This is a genomic window from Pseudomonas sputi, from assembly GCF_021603585.1.
Classification (GTDB): domain Bacteria; phylum Pseudomonadota; class Gammaproteobacteria; order Pseudomonadales; family Pseudomonadaceae; genus Aquipseudomonas; species Aquipseudomonas sputi.
The window spans coordinates 73,145-91,813 of the sequence record NZ_BQHI01000006.1 but is presented as its reverse complement, the minus strand read 5'-3'; the positions used below and the strand labels follow the sequence as shown (position 1 = coordinate 91,813).

Below are 18,669 nucleotides of genomic sequence, written 5' to 3'. Positions count from 1 at the left end.
TTCAGTCTCAGCTCTCTTCTTCTATGTCCAGCAGCAGGTTTTCCAGCGCCTCTTTGTAAACGCCCGGTTCCTGCCACATTCCGCGCTGCTGCGCTTCGAGCATGCGTTCGGTCATGTCGCGCAGTGCGTGGGGATTGTGCTCGCGCACGAACTCGCGGGTGGCCGGATCCAGCAAATACGCGTCGGCCAGCAGCGCGTACTGGTGATCGTCGATCAGTTGCGTGGTGGCGTCGAAAGCAAACAGGTTATCGACCGTCGCCGCCAGTTCGAACGCGCCTTTATAGCCGTGACGCTTGACCCCGTCGATCCATTTCGGATTCGCCGCCCTTGAGCGAATCACCCGGTTCAGCTCTTCTTTCAGGGTGCGGATCTTGGGCAGGTCCGGCTGACTGTGATCGCCGTGATAACTGGCCGCTGCTTCGCCGCGCAGGCTTTCCACGGCAGCCAGCATGCCGCCCTGGAACTGGTAGTAATCGTTGGAATCGAGCAGGTCGTGCTCGCGGTTATCCTGGTTTTGCAGCACCGCCTGCACCTGGCTCAGGCGCTGGACGAATTGCTCGCGGGCGGCAGTGCCTTCGTCGGAGCCACCGTAAGCGTACGCGCCCCAGTTTAGGTAGACCTCGGCCAGATCCTCGCGGGTTTGCCACAGCCGACCATCGATGGCGCCCTGCACGCCCGCACCATAAGCGCCGGGTTTGGCGCCGAAGATCCGCCAGCCAGCCTGACGCCGGGCGGCGTCGTCATCCAGCCCCGACTGACGCAGCGCCTCACGTTCGACACGCACCTTGGCGGCCAGTGGATTGAGATCGTCCGGCTCGTCCAGCTCCGCCACGGCTTGTACGGCAGCGTCGAACAAGCGGATCAGGTTGGCGAACGCATCGCGGAAAAATCCGGAGACCCGCAGCGTGACATCGACCCGAGGGCGGTCGAGCAGGCTCAGCGGCAGAATCTCGAAATCATCGACCCGCTGACTGCCGGTGGCCCACACCGGGCGCACGCCCATCAGCGCCATGGCCTGGGCAATGTCATCGCCGCCGGTACGCATGGTCGCGGTGCCCCACACCGACAGGCCGAGCTGGCGCAGGTGATCGCCGTGATCTTGCAAATGTCGCTCGAGAATCAGGGTCGCGGACTGGAAACCGATCCGCCAAGCAGTGGTGGTCGGCAGATTGCGCACGTCCACCGAATAGAAATTGCGCCCGGTGGGCAGTACGTCCAGGCGACCGCGACTCGGTGCGCCACTCGGGCCGGCCGGGACGAAACGGCCGTTCAGGGCGTCGAGCAGGCCATGCATTTCGGCCGGGCCGCAGGCATCGAGGCGTGGGGCGATCACTTCGCGCAAGGCGCTGATGATCGCCTGCACATCTGACCAGCCTGCAGCGTCCAGTTGCACCACATCACCCGCCAGCGACTGCTCGATCAGATGCCCCGCGAACCGTTCCAGACGTTCGCGGGTATCCCCTGCCGTGCGCCAGGCTTCATCGCTCAGCGATTGCAGTTCCACCGGGCGCGGGCCGGTCCAGGGATCAGCCAGTGCACAATCCAGCGGATCGAATCCCAACTGAAACGCCTTGGCCAACGCCCGCAACAGACTCGACTGAGCCCCTTTGCCATCGCCGCGCGGAATCCGCAGCAGCGCCAGCAAGGTGTCGATGCGCAAACGCCCGGTCGGCGACTCGCCGAAAATGTGCAAACCATCGCGGATCTGCGATTCCTTCAGATCACACAGGTAGGTGTCCAGACGCGGCAGCCAGATCGCTGCATCGGCCTCGCTGTCGAGGGCTTCGTCAAGTTGCAGTTCGCGATCGATCTGCGTGTCACGCACCAGTTGCAAAATGTCGCGCTGCAACTCCCGGGCGCGGCGCGGATCAAGCAATTGCGCTTCGTAATACTCGTCGGCCAACAGCTCCAGATTGCGCAACGGACCGTAGGTTTCGGCGCGGGTCAGCGGCGGCATCAGATGGTCGATGATCACCGCCTGGGTGCGACGCTTGGCCTGGGCGCCCTCGCCCGGGTCGTTGACGATAAACGGATAGATGTTCGGCAGCGGCCCGAGCAGTGCATCCGGCCAGCAGTTTTCCGACAGGCCCACGCCTTTGCCCGGCAGCCATTCGAGATTGCCGTGCTTGCCGACGTGGATCACACCGTGAGCGCCGTAGGTCTGGCGCAACCAGAAATAGAAGGCGAGGTACGCGTGCGGCGGCACCAGATCCGGGTCGTGATACACCGCACTCGGATCGACCTGATAACCCCGCGCCGGTTGAATGCCGACGAAGGTCAGGCCAAACCGCAGGCCGGCGATCATCATTCGCCCGTCACGGCACATCGGGTCATTCTGCGGCGAACCCCAACGCTCCAGCACCGCTGCGCGATTGGCTTGCGGCAACGCGCTAAACATCGCCAGGTAATCGTTCATCGCCAGGCTCTGCTGGCACGGGCGCTGGTCGAGGGTGTCGAGGTCATTGCTGACGCCGCCGAGCAATTGCTGGATCAGTTCGGTGCCGCTGTCCGGCAGTTCGGCCGGTAGCGGATAACCTTCGGCCTGCAACGCTCGCAGGATATTCAGCGCGGCAGCCGGCGTGTCTAGGCCGACGCCATTGCCGATGCGTCCGTCCCGGGTCGGGTAGTTGGCAAGAATCAGTGCGATGCGCTTTTCAGCGTTCGGCACCCGCGCCAGACCGACCCAGCGGCGCGCCAGTTCGGCCACAAAATCCATTCGTTCAGGCTGGGCGCGATAACACACCACGTCGGACTGACTGCGCTCGCTGCGCCAGGCCAGATCCTTGAAGCTGATCGGCCGGCTGATGATCCGGCCGTCCAGCTCCGGCAAGGCAATGTGCATCGCCAGATCCCGCGGACCGAGGCCTTGCTCGCTTTCGCGCCAACCGGGCTCGTTGTCCTGGGCGCAGATCGCCTGGATCACCGGAATGTTGCGCCGGAACGGCCGCAGATGCGGCGCTTCCGGGCTGGATTGGGCGAAACCGGTGGTGTTCAGAATCACCGCGACCTCGACCTCATCCAGCCAGTCCTCGACCACCGACAGGCAGCCGGGTTCTTTCAAACTGGCCACGGCAATTGGCAGCGGATTGAGTCCGGCCGCCTGAAGCCGTTGGCAGAACACGTCGATAAACGCCGTATTCGCCGCTTGCAAATGCGAGCGATAAAACAACACCGCCGCGACCGGTTGACCGGGCAGCCAGTCGGCTTGCCAGTCACCCAGTGCGGCGGTGTTTTTGTTCGGGTGGTAAATCGCCGTGCGCGGCAGCGTTTGCGGCTCGCCCCACACGTAATCCCGCGCCAGCCAGCGACTGGCCAGGCAGCGGAAGAAATCCAGCGCATTGCCCAGGCCGCCCTGACGCAGAAACTGCCAGAGCCGGTCGCGATCCTCGGCGTCCACGGTGCTCAGGTCGCTGAGCTCCGGGTCGGGACGGTCATCGCCCGGCACCAGAATCACCTGCACGCCACGTTCGGACAACTCGACCAGCCGCTCGACGCCATACCGCCAATAAGCGATGCCGCCGTGCAGCGAGATCAGAATGACCCTGGCGTGGCGCAGCACCTCATCGACATACAGGTCGACCGACGCATGGTTCTGCACCTGCATCGGGTTGGCCAGCCGCACGCTCGGGTAATCCTCGGGCAATTGCTGCGCGGCTTCGGCGAGCAAGGCAAGGCTGGAGTCGCCGCTGCACAGGATCACCAGCTCGGCGGGGGTCTGTCCAAGGTCGGCAATGTTGTCATCCGACACGAAACCGCCGGGCTGGGTCCTGAGCAGGTGCATGGCTTAAACGCTGAGCGCGGCGCGCAGTTGCGCTTCGAGCTGCGCGGCGTCCAGTGCCTGACCGATCAGCACCAGACGCGTCACACGCGCCTCATCAGCGCCCCACTGACGGTCGAAGTGCTTGTCAAAACGCGTGCCCACGCCCTGAATCAGCAGCCGCATCGGCTTGTTCGGGATCGCCGCGAAACCTTTGACCCGCAGGATGCCGTGCTGAACGACCAGTTGCGTCAGTGCGTCGAGCAGCAGGCTCTCATCGGCTTGCGGCAGTTCGATGGAGATCGAATCAAAGGCGTCGTGATCGTGGTCATCGTGATCGTCATCGCCTTCACCGTGGTGGTGATCGTGATGGCTGTGACGGCTGTCGATGTGTTCTTCGGAACCGGCACCCAGCCCAATCAACACGTCCAACGGCAGGCGACCGTTGCTGGCTTCGACGATTTTTACCGCTGGCGGCAGCTCTTCAGCGACTTCCAGACGCACGCGAGTGAGGTCTTCCGCGCTGGTCTGGTCGGCCTTGTTGAGAATCACAAGATCGGCGCTGGCCAATTGGTCGGCGAACAGTTCGTGCAGCGGCGATTCGTGGTCCAGGTTCGGATCGAGTTTGCGCTGGGCGTCGACCTGATCCGGGAACGCAGCGAAGGTGCCAGCGGCCACGGCCGGGCTGTCGACTACGGTGATCACCGCGTCAACGGTGCAGGCGTTGCGGATTTCCGGCCACTGGAAGGCTTGCACCAAAGGTTTTGGCAGGGCCAGGCCCGAGGTTTCGATCAGGATGTGGTCAAGGTCGCCGCGACGGGCCACCAGTTCGCGCATCACCGGGAAGAACTCTTCCTGAACCGTGCAGCACAGACAACCGTTGGCCAGTTCGTAGACGCGGCCGGTGGCTTCTTCTTCGGTGCAGCCGATGGTGCACTGCTTGAGGATTTCACCGTCGATGCCCAGCTCGCCGAACTCGTTGACGATCACCGCGATGCGGCGGCCCTGGGCGTTGTCGAGCATGTGCCGCAGCAAGGTGGTTTTGCCCGAGCCGAGGAAGCCGGTGACGATGGTGACGGGGAGTTTGGCCAGTGTTTTCATCGGATGCCCTTTGGCAAGGTGGCGGGCATACGGGACGAGACCGGCAACGCGGGTGCGTGCCTGGAGAGTTCGCCACCGGATCACCCCGCCCGGTTGAAAGTGAGAATCTGTGACGAGGCAGGTCTCCTGGCTGACGATGTTCGGGCCTTGGCCCGGTATTCGCTGCGCCTTCCCGCTGGCTCTGGATGGAGTTGGCAGTGGCGTGGCAGCGAACAGCACCGTTCACAGTTGCGGGGGCAGCCGCGGCTTGGACCGCGTTCCCTTCTTAGCTTCGGCGTGGGCCGAAGAACCTCGAAAGCGCAAGGCTACGCATGCGCGCAAGGCGGGTCAACGTCTGCAGCAATGTCGTTATATGGACATCGTTCTTTAATATATTGATCGAAAACAGTTCTCAATTAAAAAATTAGTTGTAGGCAATCTCTTACATATCATCTAACCACCAAACTGCCCATCACGACGCTCGACCTCGGAATAGAGCGCTCGAACTCTCCAATTACATATCTTTACAAAAACCAAATTGATAAATTAAAACAAGATATGAAACATGAAGATTCAAAGGACGCTGCACTCTACAAGAAAGGAATTCTTGCATGCCTGATTACTATCAGTATTCAACGCTCTCTATTCCTGCCCATCTGACTTACGTGCCTGCAACATGAGCGCCGACAATGCATTGCGGCAATCTGATGGCACCGTACTGCAGGAACTGTCGCAACTACTGCGTCATTGCCACTACGCGCACAGTTACCAATATCCGGCGGTCCAGGTCGGGTTGTTGGGGCACGATGTGTGTCAGGCGTTCAACGCGACGTGGGAGCATTTGCTCCCCGATGCCTACCTGAGCGCGGAGAACGGCATTCGCCAGCGGCGCATCTGCAAGTTCGAATACCGCCAACGGGAGCGCCAGTGGACGCCGCTGCAAGACTGCCATTTCTTTCAAGCCCAGGCCCACAACCCGCTGCTGGGTGGCGTCCAGCGCACCTACAGCCGCAGCGAGTCAACGTTTATCGAGTCTCCGGTCCTGCAAACCGTGCTCGCCGCCGACCTGGCGCTGATGGATCTGACGGTCGGCCCGCGCGACTGGCTGGTGACCTGTCACCAGTTCCGTATCCTCTGCGATCGGCGTAATGCCGGTCACGCCACACCCGAGGGCCGCCATCGCGACGGACACGATTTTGTCTTTCAACATCTGATTCAACGCCAGTGCGTCAGCGGCGGCGAAAGTCGGATATTCAATGAAAGTGGCAACTGTGTATTCAAAGCAACTTTGACGGATTACATGGAAACAGCCGTATTGAATGACCGAATACTTCTGCACGAAGTTTCCCCACTGCAAACATCAAGCATTAATTCGAATCGCGGCAGCCGCGACATGTTGATAATCGATTTCGACCTGGCGGACTACTAATGAACTCTTTGACGCATGCACTTTCAGCCAACCCACCCGGCACACATGACTTTATTATTGAACAGTTCCAACAGGCCTGTGCTCGACGAGTTTCAACCTTGTCGTTGACCGCCAACGAAAACATATTGTCCGAGACCGCGCGCACGCTCGGACAGAACCGTTTTTACGAGCGTTATTTATTCAACGCACAAGCCATCGACGGTCAACGTTATGCCGCCCAATTCAATGGCATGCACGTTGAGCACTTCCCGGAAGTCGAAGCCTTGAAGACGCTGGCGACCCAGGCTGTGCAGGCGATGTTCAACGCTCCATTCGTCGAGTATCGGGTGCTGTCCGGCGTGCACTGTACGCTGAGCGTGCTGACCGCGCTGACCGAGCCGGGCGATGCCATTCTGTCGCTGGCGCCGGAAAGCGGCGGGCATTTTGCGACCGGGCCGCTGGTGCAGAAAATCGGCAGGCGCAGCGCATTTTTCACGCTGACGGCGGACGGACAAATCGATCTCGAAGCTGTCGATCAGACACTTCAGGCACTCGGTACACCACCGGCAGCCGTGCTGCTCGATCACGGCCTGACCACTCGGGCAATCGCTATCGAGCCATTGCGTACGTTGCTGAACCGCCGTGGTCTGGAGCGGACACTGATTATTTACGATGCATCGCACACCCTGGGCCTGATCGCCGGACAGGCGTTTCCCAACCCGCTTGACGAAGGCGCGGACATTCTTCAAGGCAATACCCACAAATCCCTGGCAGGTCCGCACCGGGCACTGATCGTCTGCCGAAGCGCCGACCTGGCCTGGCGGATTGAACAGACGCTCAGCAGCGGCCTGGTCTCTTCGCCCAACCTGCCCGGCCTGCTGCAATTGTTCGTCAGCCTGGTGGAAACCCGGCACTACGGACAGGCCTATGCCCAGCGCATGTGCGCCAACACCCGCCAACTGCACGATGCCCTGAAAGGCTTGCCGGGCTGGACGCTACACCCCACCGACACGCACCTGCTCTTGCTTGAAGGGCCCCTGGCGCGGCAAGCGGCGCAAGAACTCAATGAACTGGGCATCCGGGTCAACAACAAACAAGTTCATGGCCGCGATTGCCTGCGCTTCGGCCTTCAGGAAATCACTCGCCTGGGGATCAGCAGCGAGGACCTGGATGCCTTGGCGCACATTATCCGCAATGTCTTGAGCGGCGGTGCGAACGGCGTGGACCGGATCCGTCTGTCGCACATTTGCCAGCGCCTGAACCGAATCCATTACAGCTTCGACCCGGAGGTTTGCCGATGAAAGCGAGCGCCTGCCTGATCATCGGCAACATCCGCGAAGGTGAATACGAAGGCCTGATTGCCGAGGGCATTACTCCGCTGTTGATCGCCGACAGCCGTAAAACCAGCAAGATCGCTGACGCGACAAGAATCTCGCCAGTGGCACAGTACGATTTCTCCAGAGGACTGACGGCGGATCTGATCGGATTGACGCAACGCCTGCTCGATGAACACGGGTTCACCAGCGTGCTGAATTTCCGCGAAGGCTATGTTGCTGTCACAGCCCGCCTGTGCGCGGCGCTGCCAGCGCTGGCTCACTTGCACCGCAACGTGGAAAACACTCTGGACAAGGTGTTGCAGCGCCAACACTTCCAGCAGTCGGACAACCCTGACCTGCACGTGATGTCCCGCGAAGTACGAATCGACGACCTGCTGGCACACTCCGGTGAACTGCCCTACCCGTTCATTCTGAAACCCGCGAACCTCTACAGCAGCCTGTTCGTTCGCTGCATCCACACTCACCACGATCTGCTCGACTATGCCCGCCACGAATGGCCGGCGCTGCAGCGTTATGTGGCCGGAAAAAGCCGCGAAACCGAGCAGTTGTTGCTGGAAGAGTTCCTCCAGGGCTCCAACCACTCCATCGACTGCGCAATCGCTGCGGATGGCTCGATCCGCAGTTTTCCGATTGTCGACGTGATTGCCGGTGTCGATATCGGGCGGGATGACTTCCACCATTTCGCCCGCTACACGCCATCGCTGCTGGAACCCGATGCCGACCTGAAAGAACGCTGCCACCGACTGGCCCATGACGCCGTCAAGGCACTGGGACTCAGAGGCACGTTCGCCCATGTCGAGTTCATTCTCACCGCCAGCGGGCCGAAGATCCTCGAAGTCGGCGCGCGCCCCGGTGGCAGCCGGATTCACGTGATTCGCCACGCCTGGGGGTTGCACCTGGACGTCTGCTACCACCGGACACTGTCCGCTGAAATGCAGCCTCTGCCCGGCCGAGCCCCCGTTGCGTTCGGCATCGCCACACCGTTCGCCCGCACCGACCGGTTCTATGACGGACTGCACCACGCCGAGCGCATCGAGCGCCTGCCGGGATTCCAGCGTCGGTACGCCTACGTCAACCCGGGCGATGCCATCGGACCGGTGAGCAACGGTTTCCAGAACTACCTGTACCTCGAGTTCAAGCAACCCGATACCGCCAGCCTGCGCGAATCCTTGCTGGCCGTCGCCGACATCGATGTCTACGGCGAAGTCCCCGGCGCGACGGGGATCCGACACATTTTGCTCATCGGCGGTCGCGATTCGGGAATGGACTGGGATACACAACGGCAGTTTCGCTTTACCCTCGTCCAACAGCCGGGTGACTTGTCTGACTATCAGCGCAAGCATGCAACGCCGGTACTGACGCCGGACATCGCAGAACTGGACACTTACAGCGAAACCATCGAGCGACTGCACCGCCAGCACCCGTTCGATGCCGTGGTTTCGTTTTCGGAACTGGGCCTGTTGCCGGCGTCCCGGCTGGGCGAACAACTGGGCATCGCCCACAACAGCCTGGGCAGCGTCGAAGTCAGCCGCGACAAGCTGCTGTTTCGCCAGTTGTTGCAGGGCAGCCGCTACGAATTGCCGGCCGCCGCCGTCAACAGTCGCGAAGAGGTTCGTGCCTTCGTGCTCCGTCACGGCCCGGCCATTGTCAAACCCGTCAACGGCTCCGGCAGCCAGGGCGTCTACGCCATCGACCGGCCAGAGGATGTCGCGCAACTGCCGCTTGAGGGCCGCAATCTGATCGAGGCCTTCGCCAGCGGCGAGGAATACAGTGTCGAATCCTTGAGCCTGGATGGCCGGCACCGAATTCTCGGCATCACCCGCAAACATACCAGCGGTGCGCCGGGGTATGTCGAAACCGGCCACGACTTTCCCGCCGGGCTCGAAGATGACAGCCGCGTGCAGATCGAAGAAGCCGTGCTGTGGCTGCTCGAACGCATGGGCAACCGCTGGGGCCCGGCTCACACCGAGATCAAGCTCGACGGTTCACGCCTGCACTTCATCGAGACCCAGACTCGCTTCGGCGGCGACCAGATCTGGGAAATGGTCTGGAAAACCACCGGCGTGCATCTGGCGGCCAGCACCATCGCCGCAATGACTGGCTCTACACCGCCGGAAATCGAGAAGCCCTACGTGAAAATGGCGATTCGCTACGTTGAAGCGGACCACGCCACCGACCCGAAACCGCTGCAGACGCATCTGCTGCAACAGCCGTTTGCGCTGCGCGCGATCCTCAACCATGACAAGTTCGGCCGGCCCATCCGCCGCTCTGCAGATCGTCACGGCTACGTGCTGCTGGGCTGTCGCGATGCGGACGACCAGGCAGCCTTCAACGCTGCGATTTCCCACCCACGGTTCACTACCCAAGGACAGGCGCAATGACCACGAATGAAACGCTGTACCGTATCGATGGCCCGATCAGTCCGGATTTTCCGCTGATCTCCTTCTCCACCAATGTCTACGACAACCCGGCGGACATCCTCGGCTCGATCACCGACCTGGCCCGACATTTCAAGGCCGTGGAGTTCGAAATCGGCGAAGACGCCGAACAGGTCTTCTGGTCACTCAGCGCCGAGGAACGTGTCAATCTGGCCCGGCAGATCCGCCGTTTCACTGAGCAGAATGGCATCACCCTGACCGTGCATGCCGGCTGGTGGGGACGCCAGTACAACCTGTGCTCCCCGGATCTGGCCGAACGCGCCCAAGCCGTCGACTGCCTGAGCGCCGCCGTGGATTTTTCCCGTGAGGCGGGTGCCACCAGCGTCACCTTTCACCCCGGCTACAAGGATCAGCTGGAAAATGGCGAGTTGCTGGACAACCTGATCAACGCGATCAATCAGGTCAGCACACGCTGCAACACCGATGGCATTGCCTTGTGCCTGGAAAACATGGGCGGACAGCGGCCGAAGTTCCCGGTATTCACGGTCGAGGAACACCTGCGCTTCCACCAGGAAACCGGATGCTTCGTGACCATCGACGTGACGCACCTGTGTTCGCTGCTGCCGTATGGCGAAAGCCTGTTCGAAGCCATCGCCGGTCTGGCGCCGATCACTCGGCACCTGCACATTGCCGATCTCAACGATACGCACCACCAGCATCTGCCGATCGGCGAAGGCAACCTGCGCCTGAGCGATGTGCTCAATCGTTTCGCGGTCAACGGCTATCGCGGGGTCGCGGTGGTGGAAGAGTTCATTCCGCGTTTCTCCACCGAGTACTACCTGGAGAAGGCCCTGGCCTACAAGGAGGGGGTCGAGGAACTGCTCGCCGGCACGCGGCAACGCACCCATGCCGGTTGATTCCGCACTGGCAAAACCAGCGTCGCACAACGAGATAGCGACCGGCATTCGCGATGCGCTGCCGTTCGTGTTCTCGCTGTTGCTGACCTTCACCCTGATCGGCATGCTCGGGCGTCGCCATGGCCTGGACTTGCCGGCCATGGTGGTGTTCAGCGGTACGGTGATGGCCTCGCCGTTGCAACTGACGCTGCTGGAAACGCCCGCGCATCTGCTGAACGCCTTTGGTGTGCTGGTCTCTGCACTGAGCATCAACCTGCGCTTTCTGGTTTTCACGCTGAGCCTCAAATCCAGCCTTGAAGGGCCGATCAAGGCGTTCGTTCCGGCGCTGGCGGTGATGGCCAATGCTGCATTCACGCTAATGTCGATCCGCAAGGAACAGCAACCGATCAGTCGTGCGTACGCCAACACCGTGTGTTTTTTGCTGTACGCCGCCGCCCTGCTCGGCACCATCGCCGGCTATTGCTTTGCGAGCCTGGCCGACAACGCCGTGATGGATCACGTCAGCGTGGTGATCGCCGTCTTCATCAGCGCCTCGCTTGGCAAGATGGCCCGCGAGCGTCACAGCTTCCACGCGCAATGGATCGCCGGCCTGGCCACCGCCGTCAGCTTGCTGTCGCTGGGCGAAGTGAGCCTGCTGCTGGTCCTGGCGGTCACAGTCCTGACGAGTTATGCCTATGACCGAACCTAGTACTTTCTGGCTGTATGTGCTGATCTGCGCGCTGGTGTCCGCGATTTGCCGGCTGCTGCCGCTGGCGGTCGATGTCGAGCGGCTGTCCGGCGGTGCCCGCAGCTTCATCGGTCGCCTCGGCAAGTACACGTCGGTGGCGATGCTGGTCAGCCTGCTGGCCGGGTCACTCTATCCGCTGACCAAGCAGCACGCAGCCGCCATGCAGTGGGTCGTGCCGGTTACGCTGGCCTGGCTGCTGAGCCTGACGCCAATCAAGTCCTACTATGCGTTTCTGATCGCCTTGGCGGTGTACGTGGCACTCGCGACGCTTTAGCCGTCGATTGACGCGAATCCCCCGCCCATGGTCTCCTACACAACTTGTTACGGGTGCCCTTCACAGGGTGAAACGGGAAACCGGTGAATCATGTGCTTTACTCTCAAGCCATGTCAGTCCGGTGCTGCCCCCGCAACGGTAAGCGAGCGAAGCGTCAGATCCACTGTGCCCACGGGCATGGGAAGGTGACGCTTGCAGGTTGGCCTGACGCCAACCCCTCGTGAGCCCGGAGACCGGCCCGCAACACACAGTGCGCATCCTTGCGCCACTGAACATAACAAACCCGCGGTGGGCGGGCGCTGTTCGAACCTCTGCGTGCCCGGCCGCAGGGGCTTTCATGCGCTCTATTCACCCGCTGACACTCCAGAGGGAAGCGCCATGTCGATCATCAGCAGCACCGGCAGCAATTCGGACAAGATCTCCAGCACCACCACCCTGAGCCAACGCCTGACCGCCGCCGTCTGCGCGTCGATCCTCGGCGCCTGCCTGGTGTATTTCGCCGGTTTTTCGCACATCGAAGCGGTACACAACGCCGCTCACGATACCCGCCACAGCGCCGCGTTCCCGTGCCACTGAGACCTGACGACATGATCAAGCGTATTGCGCAGACCGCAGGTTTCACGGGCCTTCTGGCCGCCCTGCTTCTGACATTGCTGCAAAGCTTCTGGGTATCGCCGCTGATTCTTCAGGCAGAAACCTACGAAAAGGCCGAACCGGTTGCCGAAGCTCACGAACACGCCGCCGGCACCGCCGCCCACACTCACGATGCCGAGGCCTGGGAGCCGGAAGACGGCTGGCAGCGCGTGGTGTCCACCACTGGCGGCAATCTGGTGGTTGCCGTGGGTTTTGCCCTGATGCTGGCCGGCCTGTACACCCTGCGTGCACCGACCAAAACGTCACAAGGCCTGCTCTGGGGCTTGGCCGGTTACGCAACCTTCGTGCTCGCGCCGACGATGGGCCTGCCGCCTGAGCTGCCGGGGACTGCCGCCGCGGATCTGGCCTCGCGTCAAATGTGGTGGATCGGCACTGCCGCCTCCACCGCTGTCGGCCTGGCCTTGATCGCATTCAGCCGCCACTGGCTGATGAAGATCCTCGGCGTGGCAATCCTTGCCGTGCCGCACGTGATCGGCGCGCCGCAACCGCAAGTGCATTCGATGCTCGCTCCGGAGGCCCTTGAAGCTCAGTTCAAAATCGCTTCGCAGCTGACCAACGTCGCGTTCTGGCTGGCCCTGGGTCTGATCAGCGCCTGGTTGTTCCGCCGCAAAAGCGAAGGTCAGTATCCCGCATGACCGATGACAGCGCAGTGCCGACTTTCGTGGTCGGCCTGGGCTGCCAGCGCGGCTGCCCGGCCAGCACGCTGCGCGCATTGCTTGACCAGGCGTTGCAGGCGCACCGGATTGATCTTGAAAAGATCAAGGCGCTGGCCAGCATCGACCTCAAACGCGATGAACCCGGTTTGCAGGAACTCGCCGCCCAACTGGCACTACCGTTGCTGTATTTCAGCAGTGAAGAACTGGCCAGTTATCAGCAACGCTTGAGTCACCACTCACAGATCGCCTTCGAACGCACCGGCTGCTACGGCGTGGCGGAAAGTGCCGCGCTGGCGCTCGCCGAACAATTGATCAGCGGCCCGGCAAAACTGCTGATATCCCGGCAAAAATACGCCCAGGCAACTCTGGCATTGGCCGGCGCGGCGTAAATTCCCGATAATTCGCGCTTTCGATCATGAGCATTCTTCATCTGAAGAGTCGGTGAAGCACCGCCCTGCCCCTTTTCTACAGGATCCAACGATGACCGTTTACTTCATCGGCGCCGGCCCCGGCGACCCGGAATTGATCACTGTCAAAGGCCAGCGGCTGATCCGCAGTTGCCCGGTGATCATCTACGCAGGTTCGCTGGTGCCGACGGCAGTGCTGGAAGGTCATTGCGCTGAAACCGTGGTCAACAGCGCCGAGCTGCACCTGGAACAGATCATCGACCTGATCAAGACCGCCCACGCCAAGGGCCAGGATGTGGCGCGGGTGCATTCCGGCGATCCAAGCCTGTACGGCGCCATTGGCGAGCAGATTCGTTATCTGCGCGAGCTGGATATCCCGTTCGAGATCATTCCCGGCGTGACCGCCACCGCCGCGTGCGCCGCGCTGTTGGGCGCTGAACTGACGCTGCCGGACATCTCGCAAAGCGTGATTCTGACCCGTTATGCGGACAAGACCGCGATGCCTGCCGGCGAGGAACTGGGCAGTCTGGCGCAGCACGGGGCGACCATGGCGATTCATTTGGGGGTCAATCATCTGGAGAAGATCCTCGCCGAGCTGCTGCCGCATTACGGCGCAGATTGCCCGATCGCGGTGATTCACCGGGCGACGTGGCCGGATCAGGACTGGGCGGTCGGGACGCTGGAGGATATTGCCGAGAAGGTGGCGGCCAAGGGGTTTCGGCGTACGGCGTTGATTCTGGTTGGCCGGGTATTGGGCAGCGATCATTTCAGTGAGTCGTCGCTGTATCGCGCGGGGCATGCGCACCTTTACCGCCCATGACGGGCTTGCCCGCGAAGGCGTCATTGAATTTCACGCACAAAAAACGGCGCTCACGGGGCGCCGTTTTTCATGCCGCAGCGAACACCTTAGTAGTAGGCGTTTTCTTTCTGCGTGTGGTCGGTCACGTCGCGAACGCCCTTGAGCTCCGGAATACGCTCAAGCAAGGTGCGCTCGATGCCTTCCTTCAACGTCACGTCCGCCTGGCCGCAGCCCTGGCAACCGCCGCCGAACTGCAGCACGGCAATGCCGTCTTCAACCACATCGATCAGGCTGACCTGACCGCCGTGGCTGGCCAGCCCCGGGTTGATTTCGGTTTGCAGGTAATAGTTGATGCGCTCGTTGATCGGGCTGTCGGCGTTGACCATCGGGACTTTGGCGTTCGGCGCCTTGATGGTCAACTGGCCGCCCATGCGGTCGGTGGCGTAGTCGACGACGGCATCATCGAGAAACGCTTCGCTGAACGAGTCGATGTAGGCAGTGAAGCTTTTCAGCCCCAACGCCGTGTCTTCAGGTTTCTCTTCGCCCGGCTTGCAGTAGGCGATGCAGGTTTCGGCGTACTGGGTGCCAGGTTGGGTGATGAAAACGCGGATGCCGATGCCCGGGGTGTTCTGCTTGGAGAGCAGATCGGCCAGGTAATCGTGGGCGGCGTCGGTAATGGTAATAGCGGTCATGGAGACTCCTCGCAGGCTTGGGGCGGAGTTTACGCCAATCGGCGCGCGGCACAAAGTCCTAGTATTTACGTAGGAATAGTTCGCAAATCGGCTAAGCGCCAGGTTCGCCGTCAATCCGTGCCTTAAGCCACTGATAACTGCGTTTTTCGACCCATTCGTAGCTCAGCCACGAACCGATACCAATGGCCAGCACACAGATAACAAACATCAAATACGGGTTGATCCCATAACGGCGGGCCAGATAACCACCCGCCGACAGCACCAGCACGTGCATCAGATACACCGAGTACGAACAGTCGCCCAGCAGCTTGAGCAGCCTGTTGCGCTCGACGTAGCGCTCCAGCGCCATGCTGGCCATGACCAGCACCGCACTGGGCACGCCCCAATTCAGCAACCGGGGCTGCGGCGCCAGGTGATAGATCGCCATTAACGCCGCAGCGATTCCCAGCAATGGCAGCCAGAGCGCCGGTCCAATCCAGCCGCGGCGATAGAGCATGCCGATACCGATCCCCAGCAGGAACTCATAAACGATGTTCGAGCGATAAAACTCGCTGACCCAGCCAAATCCGGTCCAGGCCTGACACACCGCAAACAGCAGCGCCGCGACCACCAGCAAGCGCACCTGCAGCCGGAACAACAGCGCCCAGGCGAATAACACGTAGAACAGCATTTCGTAATTCAGGGTCCAGCCGACATTCAGGGTCGGATAGATCCCGTAACCACCGGGGTTCTCGGTCGGAATAAACAGCAACGACAGGAGCAGATGCCCCCAGTCCACCGCCTGGTCTGGCAGCAGCGGCCGGGCGAACACCACCAGCAACGCCATCAGCACGGTATAGAGCCAATACGCCGGAACGATCCGACACAGTCGATACAGCACAAACCGCGCCGGCGGCAGCGCCTTGCCTTCGGTGGACAGGAAAATCACCAGCCCGCTGATCACGAAAAAGATATCGACGCCCACGGCGCCCCTGTCGATGAACAGCTGCCCTATCGGCCCCCGCGCTTCGAAGTCGAAGAAAATCTGCATGAAGTGATGGCAGACCACCGCCCACGCAGCGAGCGCTCGCAGGGCCTGCACTGAAATCAACATCGATGGCGCTCCCGTCCAGCATTTAGGGAGCACCACCGCTCCCACGATGGATTACGGTGCCCCTAAGGGTTCGGACAGCAGGCCGATCTCGAAAGATCAAAGATTCTCGTACCGGTTCATATCCAGCACGCCCTCTTCCACCGGATCGGTTTCGTGGATGTACTGACTCAAGTCGTGGAAATAGAACCAGAACTGCGGATGGCTGCGACGAATACCCCAGCGTTCGACGATTTTCTCGAACTGCGCCGCGTCCTTTGCGCCTTCCATGGCATCGACAAATGCCGGCACCTGATCCGCCGGGATGTTGAACATGAAATTCGGGTAGCTGCTGAGTACGCCCGGATAGATCGTCAGCGTGTCCAGCCCCGGTTGATAGCGCAGGGATTCACCGAGCAGGAACGCCACGTTGCTGTGGGCACGGTTGCGCAGCAGGCTGTAGACCTCGCGTTTACCACTGCGGGTTTCGACCCGAAGCATGGTGGCTTCCGGCAATTGATCGATCACTTTCAGGCCCGCCGCCGGGCGCGAAGTCAGGCGGCTCAGCGCCTGTTCGGCGTTTTGCAGCGCCGGGTCGATGTTCGGGCGCGAGCAATAGGCGTCTTCGCAGCGGTTGATCGGATCCGGGCGCGCGTTGAGCTCACCGTAGCGCGCCAGCAACTGCAGCGCGAAATCCCGTTTCGGGTCTTTCTCGTCGAGTTTCAGTGCGCTCGGTTTGTCATCGTCGATGGCTTCGTAATCGAGCCACATCTTGAACTGGCCGCTGCTCTGGTACCAATCGTCGAGGTAGCCTTCACGGGAATCGGCAGGCATCAGGCGCAGGAAATTCTGTTCGGCACCGTTGCGGATCAGGTCGAAATACAAGCGTGTTTGCGCCTGATGGGAGACGTTGCCGAACACATCGAAATTCACCGCCAACTGGTAATAGGTGCGCTCCAGCAGCGGATAGTCAAACAGCCACATCGTCTGCGGCACCTCGCCGATCAGGCCTTTGGTCACCGAAGCACTGTCAAAGTGACGGAAGATGCTGAGCAAGGCGTTGTCGTTGCCGGCCCACAGGGTCGACCAGCTCGGCGCCGGCAGGTCGGCGTAGCTGTCACGGCGCAGCGCCTCGTATTGGTTGCGCTTGTTGCGGTAGTTGTGCCACAGGCTAAGGACGCTGCCGACGTCGTCGTTCTGCCCCGGCATGGCCAGCAACGGCGTGGCCTGGCCGCGATAGTTAGGGTCGGTGATGTACAGGTCGTGTTCGGGAGCCTGGAACAACGCCCAGAAGTTGTCGCGGATCACGTCAGTCGCGATCTGCCCACGGCACACCGGGCCACGAATGAACGTGCGTACGAAGTATTCGGCGTTATCGAGCATGAACTGATAACGCGCCTGTGCCGGGATCGCTTCGAAGGTCGCGAACGGGTTGGCCCGGCTCTGCGGCCCGTAGCCCGGCAAGGCGTTGACCTGCCAGTTACCGTTATAGAACAGGCTCTTGACCCGCGCCATTTTCGCCGCGCTCAGCGGATAGGTGATGTGGGTCTTGTGCACGATCACGCCCTGCACCGGCCACAGGCGGTAATACACCTGAGTGCCCGGATCGTCGTTCGGACGACGCGTGGCGATCAGATCGATCGGCTGACCGGTCGGCGTGCGCGAACGCACCCACTGGAAGTAATGCCCCGGCTCGCCGTCCTTGAAATAGATGTGCGCCAAAAACCAGTGTTCGAACAACCAGCGCCCGACCAGACTTTCCCGCGCGCCAGGCTGGTTGAGCAGGTTTTCCCACTGGACGATCTGCATCGCCTCCTTGGCGCTTGGCGCCAGGCCTTGTTCGTCGATAGGCGCGCCGGATGCCAGCCAGCGCTGCAGCGTCTGATATTGCTGATCGGTCAGCCCGGTCACCGCCAGCGGCATGCCCTCTTTCGGATGGGCGCCGGCATAGCCGTCGAATTCGGCGGGCATCGCGCACAGGTTCTCGCGGTTGAGGCCCAGCACGATGTCTTCCGGCAGCTTGGCGTTAGGTGTCAGTGGCGTTTTGTGCCCCAGCTCCAGCATGCGCGCCATCAGCGCCGCCTGACTGCCCTGCGCGTCAAGCACCGAATAGAAGTCTTTCTGCTGCCAGGCACGTTTGCCGAAGGCGTCATAGAACAGTCGCGTGGTCGGCGCCGCCTGGGTGCGCTCGCCATCGTAGACCGGCATCTTGCTCGCGCCCCGCGCTGCGCCTTCACCGCTGCCCAGATTGAGCTGACAGGCAGAGTCGTAACACGCATGGCAGGCCACGCACTTCTCGGTGAAGATCGGTTGAATATCACGGATATAAGAAATCGCGGGTTGCTGCGCAGCGGCGCCCCAGCTTAAAAACAGCAAAAAAATGCTGATGACGCGGTACGACATGTCCCTGACCCTGATCCTGAAGAAAAACGCCGCGATTCTACCGTTATGACGCCCGTACCAACATGAGCGATATTCATGCAAAAGTGCCACATGCTCTAAAACCGCACAGGT

The 18,669-nt window shown here is 61.4% G+C and carries 15 protein-coding genes and 2 riboswitches; of the genes, 10 read left to right on the top strand and 5 right to left on the bottom strand.

Annotated features, from left to right (window positions below; translation table 11 throughout):
- Positions 1-7 precede the first annotated feature (7 nt).
- Both cobN and cobW read right to left on the bottom strand, forming a co-directional pair.
- Positions 8-3,781: a cobaltochelatase subunit CobN gene (cobN, locus tag L6D81_RS10785; protein WP_236179036.1), complete on the bottom strand. Its 3,774-nt coding sequence runs from the start codon at positions 3,779-3,781 to the stop codon at positions 8-10.
- A gap of 3 nt (positions 3,782-3,784) precedes the next feature.
- Positions 3,785-4,858 carry a cobalamin biosynthesis protein CobW gene (gene cobW / locus L6D81_RS10780; RefSeq protein WP_276574207.1) on the bottom strand — a complete coding sequence of 358 codons (1,074 nt, stop codon included), beginning with the start codon at positions 4,856-4,858 and terminating at the stop codon, positions 3,785-3,787.
- A gap of 99 nt (positions 4,859-4,957) precedes the next feature.
- Positions 4,958-5,167: riboswitch (cobalamin riboswitch) on the bottom strand.
- Positions 5,168-5,513: 346 nt separating this feature from the next.
- Between cobW and L6D81_RS10775 the strand changes: the two genes are divergently transcribed.
- The 10 genes from L6D81_RS10775 (at position 5,514) to cobM (ending at position 14,415) form a co-directional block, all read left to right on the top strand.
- A complete protein-coding gene (locus tag L6D81_RS10775) occupies positions 5,514-6,266 on the top strand; it encodes a 2OG-Fe dioxygenase family protein (protein WP_236179035.1) in 753 nt (250 codons plus the stop codon).
- Complete coding sequence (locus L6D81_RS10770; RefSeq protein ID WP_236179034.1) at positions 6,266-7,546, top strand: hypothetical protein; 1,281 nt, start codon at positions 6,266-6,268, stop codon at positions 7,544-7,546. Before L6D81_RS10775 ends, L6D81_RS10770 begins: the two co-directional genes overlap by 1 nt.
- Positions 7,543-9,963 (top strand): ATP-grasp domain-containing protein, encoded by a 2,421-nt coding sequence (locus tag L6D81_RS10765; RefSeq protein WP_236179033.1) that lies wholly within the window; start codon positions 7,543-7,545, stop codon positions 9,961-9,963. Before L6D81_RS10770 ends, L6D81_RS10765 begins: the two co-directional genes overlap by 4 nt.
- On the top strand, positions 9,960-10,877 hold the full coding sequence (locus L6D81_RS10760) for a sugar phosphate isomerase/epimerase family protein (RefSeq protein ID WP_236179032.1): 918 nt from the start codon (positions 9,960-9,962) through the stop codon (positions 10,875-10,877). Before L6D81_RS10765 ends, L6D81_RS10760 begins: the two co-directional genes overlap by 4 nt.
- Complete coding sequence (locus L6D81_RS10755) at positions 10,867-11,565, top strand: AzlC family ABC transporter permease (protein WP_236179031.1); 699 nt, start codon at positions 10,867-10,869, stop codon at positions 11,563-11,565. The genes L6D81_RS10760 and L6D81_RS10755 overlap by 11 nt, the downstream gene beginning before the upstream one ends.
- Complete coding sequence (locus L6D81_RS10750; RefSeq protein WP_236179030.1) at positions 11,552-11,878, top strand: hypothetical protein; 327 nt, start codon at positions 11,552-11,554, stop codon at positions 11,876-11,878. The genes L6D81_RS10755 and L6D81_RS10750 overlap by 14 nt, the downstream gene beginning before the upstream one ends.
- A gap of 34 nt (positions 11,879-11,912) precedes the next feature.
- A riboswitch (cobalamin riboswitch) is annotated at positions 11,913-12,134 on the top strand.
- Between the two features lie 122 nt (positions 12,135-12,256).
- Positions 12,257-12,454, top strand: a complete 198-nt coding sequence (locus L6D81_RS10745; RefSeq protein ID WP_007959524.1) for a CbtB domain-containing protein — start codon at positions 12,257-12,259, stop codon at positions 12,452-12,454.
- A gap of 11 nt (positions 12,455-12,465) precedes the next feature.
- Entirely contained in the window at positions 12,466-13,167 is a 702-nt protein-coding gene (locus L6D81_RS10740; protein WP_236179029.1) for a CbtA family protein, read from the top strand.
- Complete coding sequence (locus L6D81_RS10735; RefSeq protein WP_236179028.1) at positions 13,164-13,577, top strand: cobalamin biosynthesis protein; 414 nt, start codon at positions 13,164-13,166, stop codon at positions 13,575-13,577. The genes L6D81_RS10740 and L6D81_RS10735 overlap by 4 nt, the downstream gene beginning before the upstream one ends.
- A gap of 91 nt (positions 13,578-13,668) precedes the next feature.
- A complete protein-coding gene (gene cobM, locus L6D81_RS10730; RefSeq protein WP_236179027.1) occupies positions 13,669-14,415 on the top strand; it encodes a precorrin-4 C(11)-methyltransferase in 747 nt (248 codons plus the stop codon).
- Between the two features lie 86 nt (positions 14,416-14,501).
- Here cobM and nfuA read toward each other — a convergent pair whose 3' ends face one another.
- From nfuA to L6D81_RS10715, 3 genes are all read right to left on the bottom strand, one after another.
- Positions 14,502-15,086, bottom strand: coding sequence for a Fe-S biogenesis protein NfuA (nfuA, locus tag L6D81_RS10725; protein ID WP_007959519.1), 585 nt, complete (start codon positions 15,084-15,086; stop codon positions 14,502-14,504).
- Positions 15,087-15,177: 91 nt separating this feature from the next.
- The gene (locus L6D81_RS10720; protein ID WP_236179026.1) at positions 15,178-16,179 is read right to left on the bottom strand and encodes an acyltransferase family protein; all 1,002 of its coding nucleotides are present in this window, start codon (positions 16,177-16,179) and stop codon (positions 15,178-15,180) included.
- Positions 16,180-16,275: 96 nt separating this feature from the next.
- Positions 16,276-18,558, bottom strand: a complete 2,283-nt coding sequence (locus L6D81_RS10715) for a fatty acid cis/trans isomerase (RefSeq protein WP_236179025.1) — start codon at positions 18,556-18,558, stop codon at positions 16,276-16,278.
- Between the last annotated feature and the right edge of the window lie 111 nt (positions 18,559-18,669).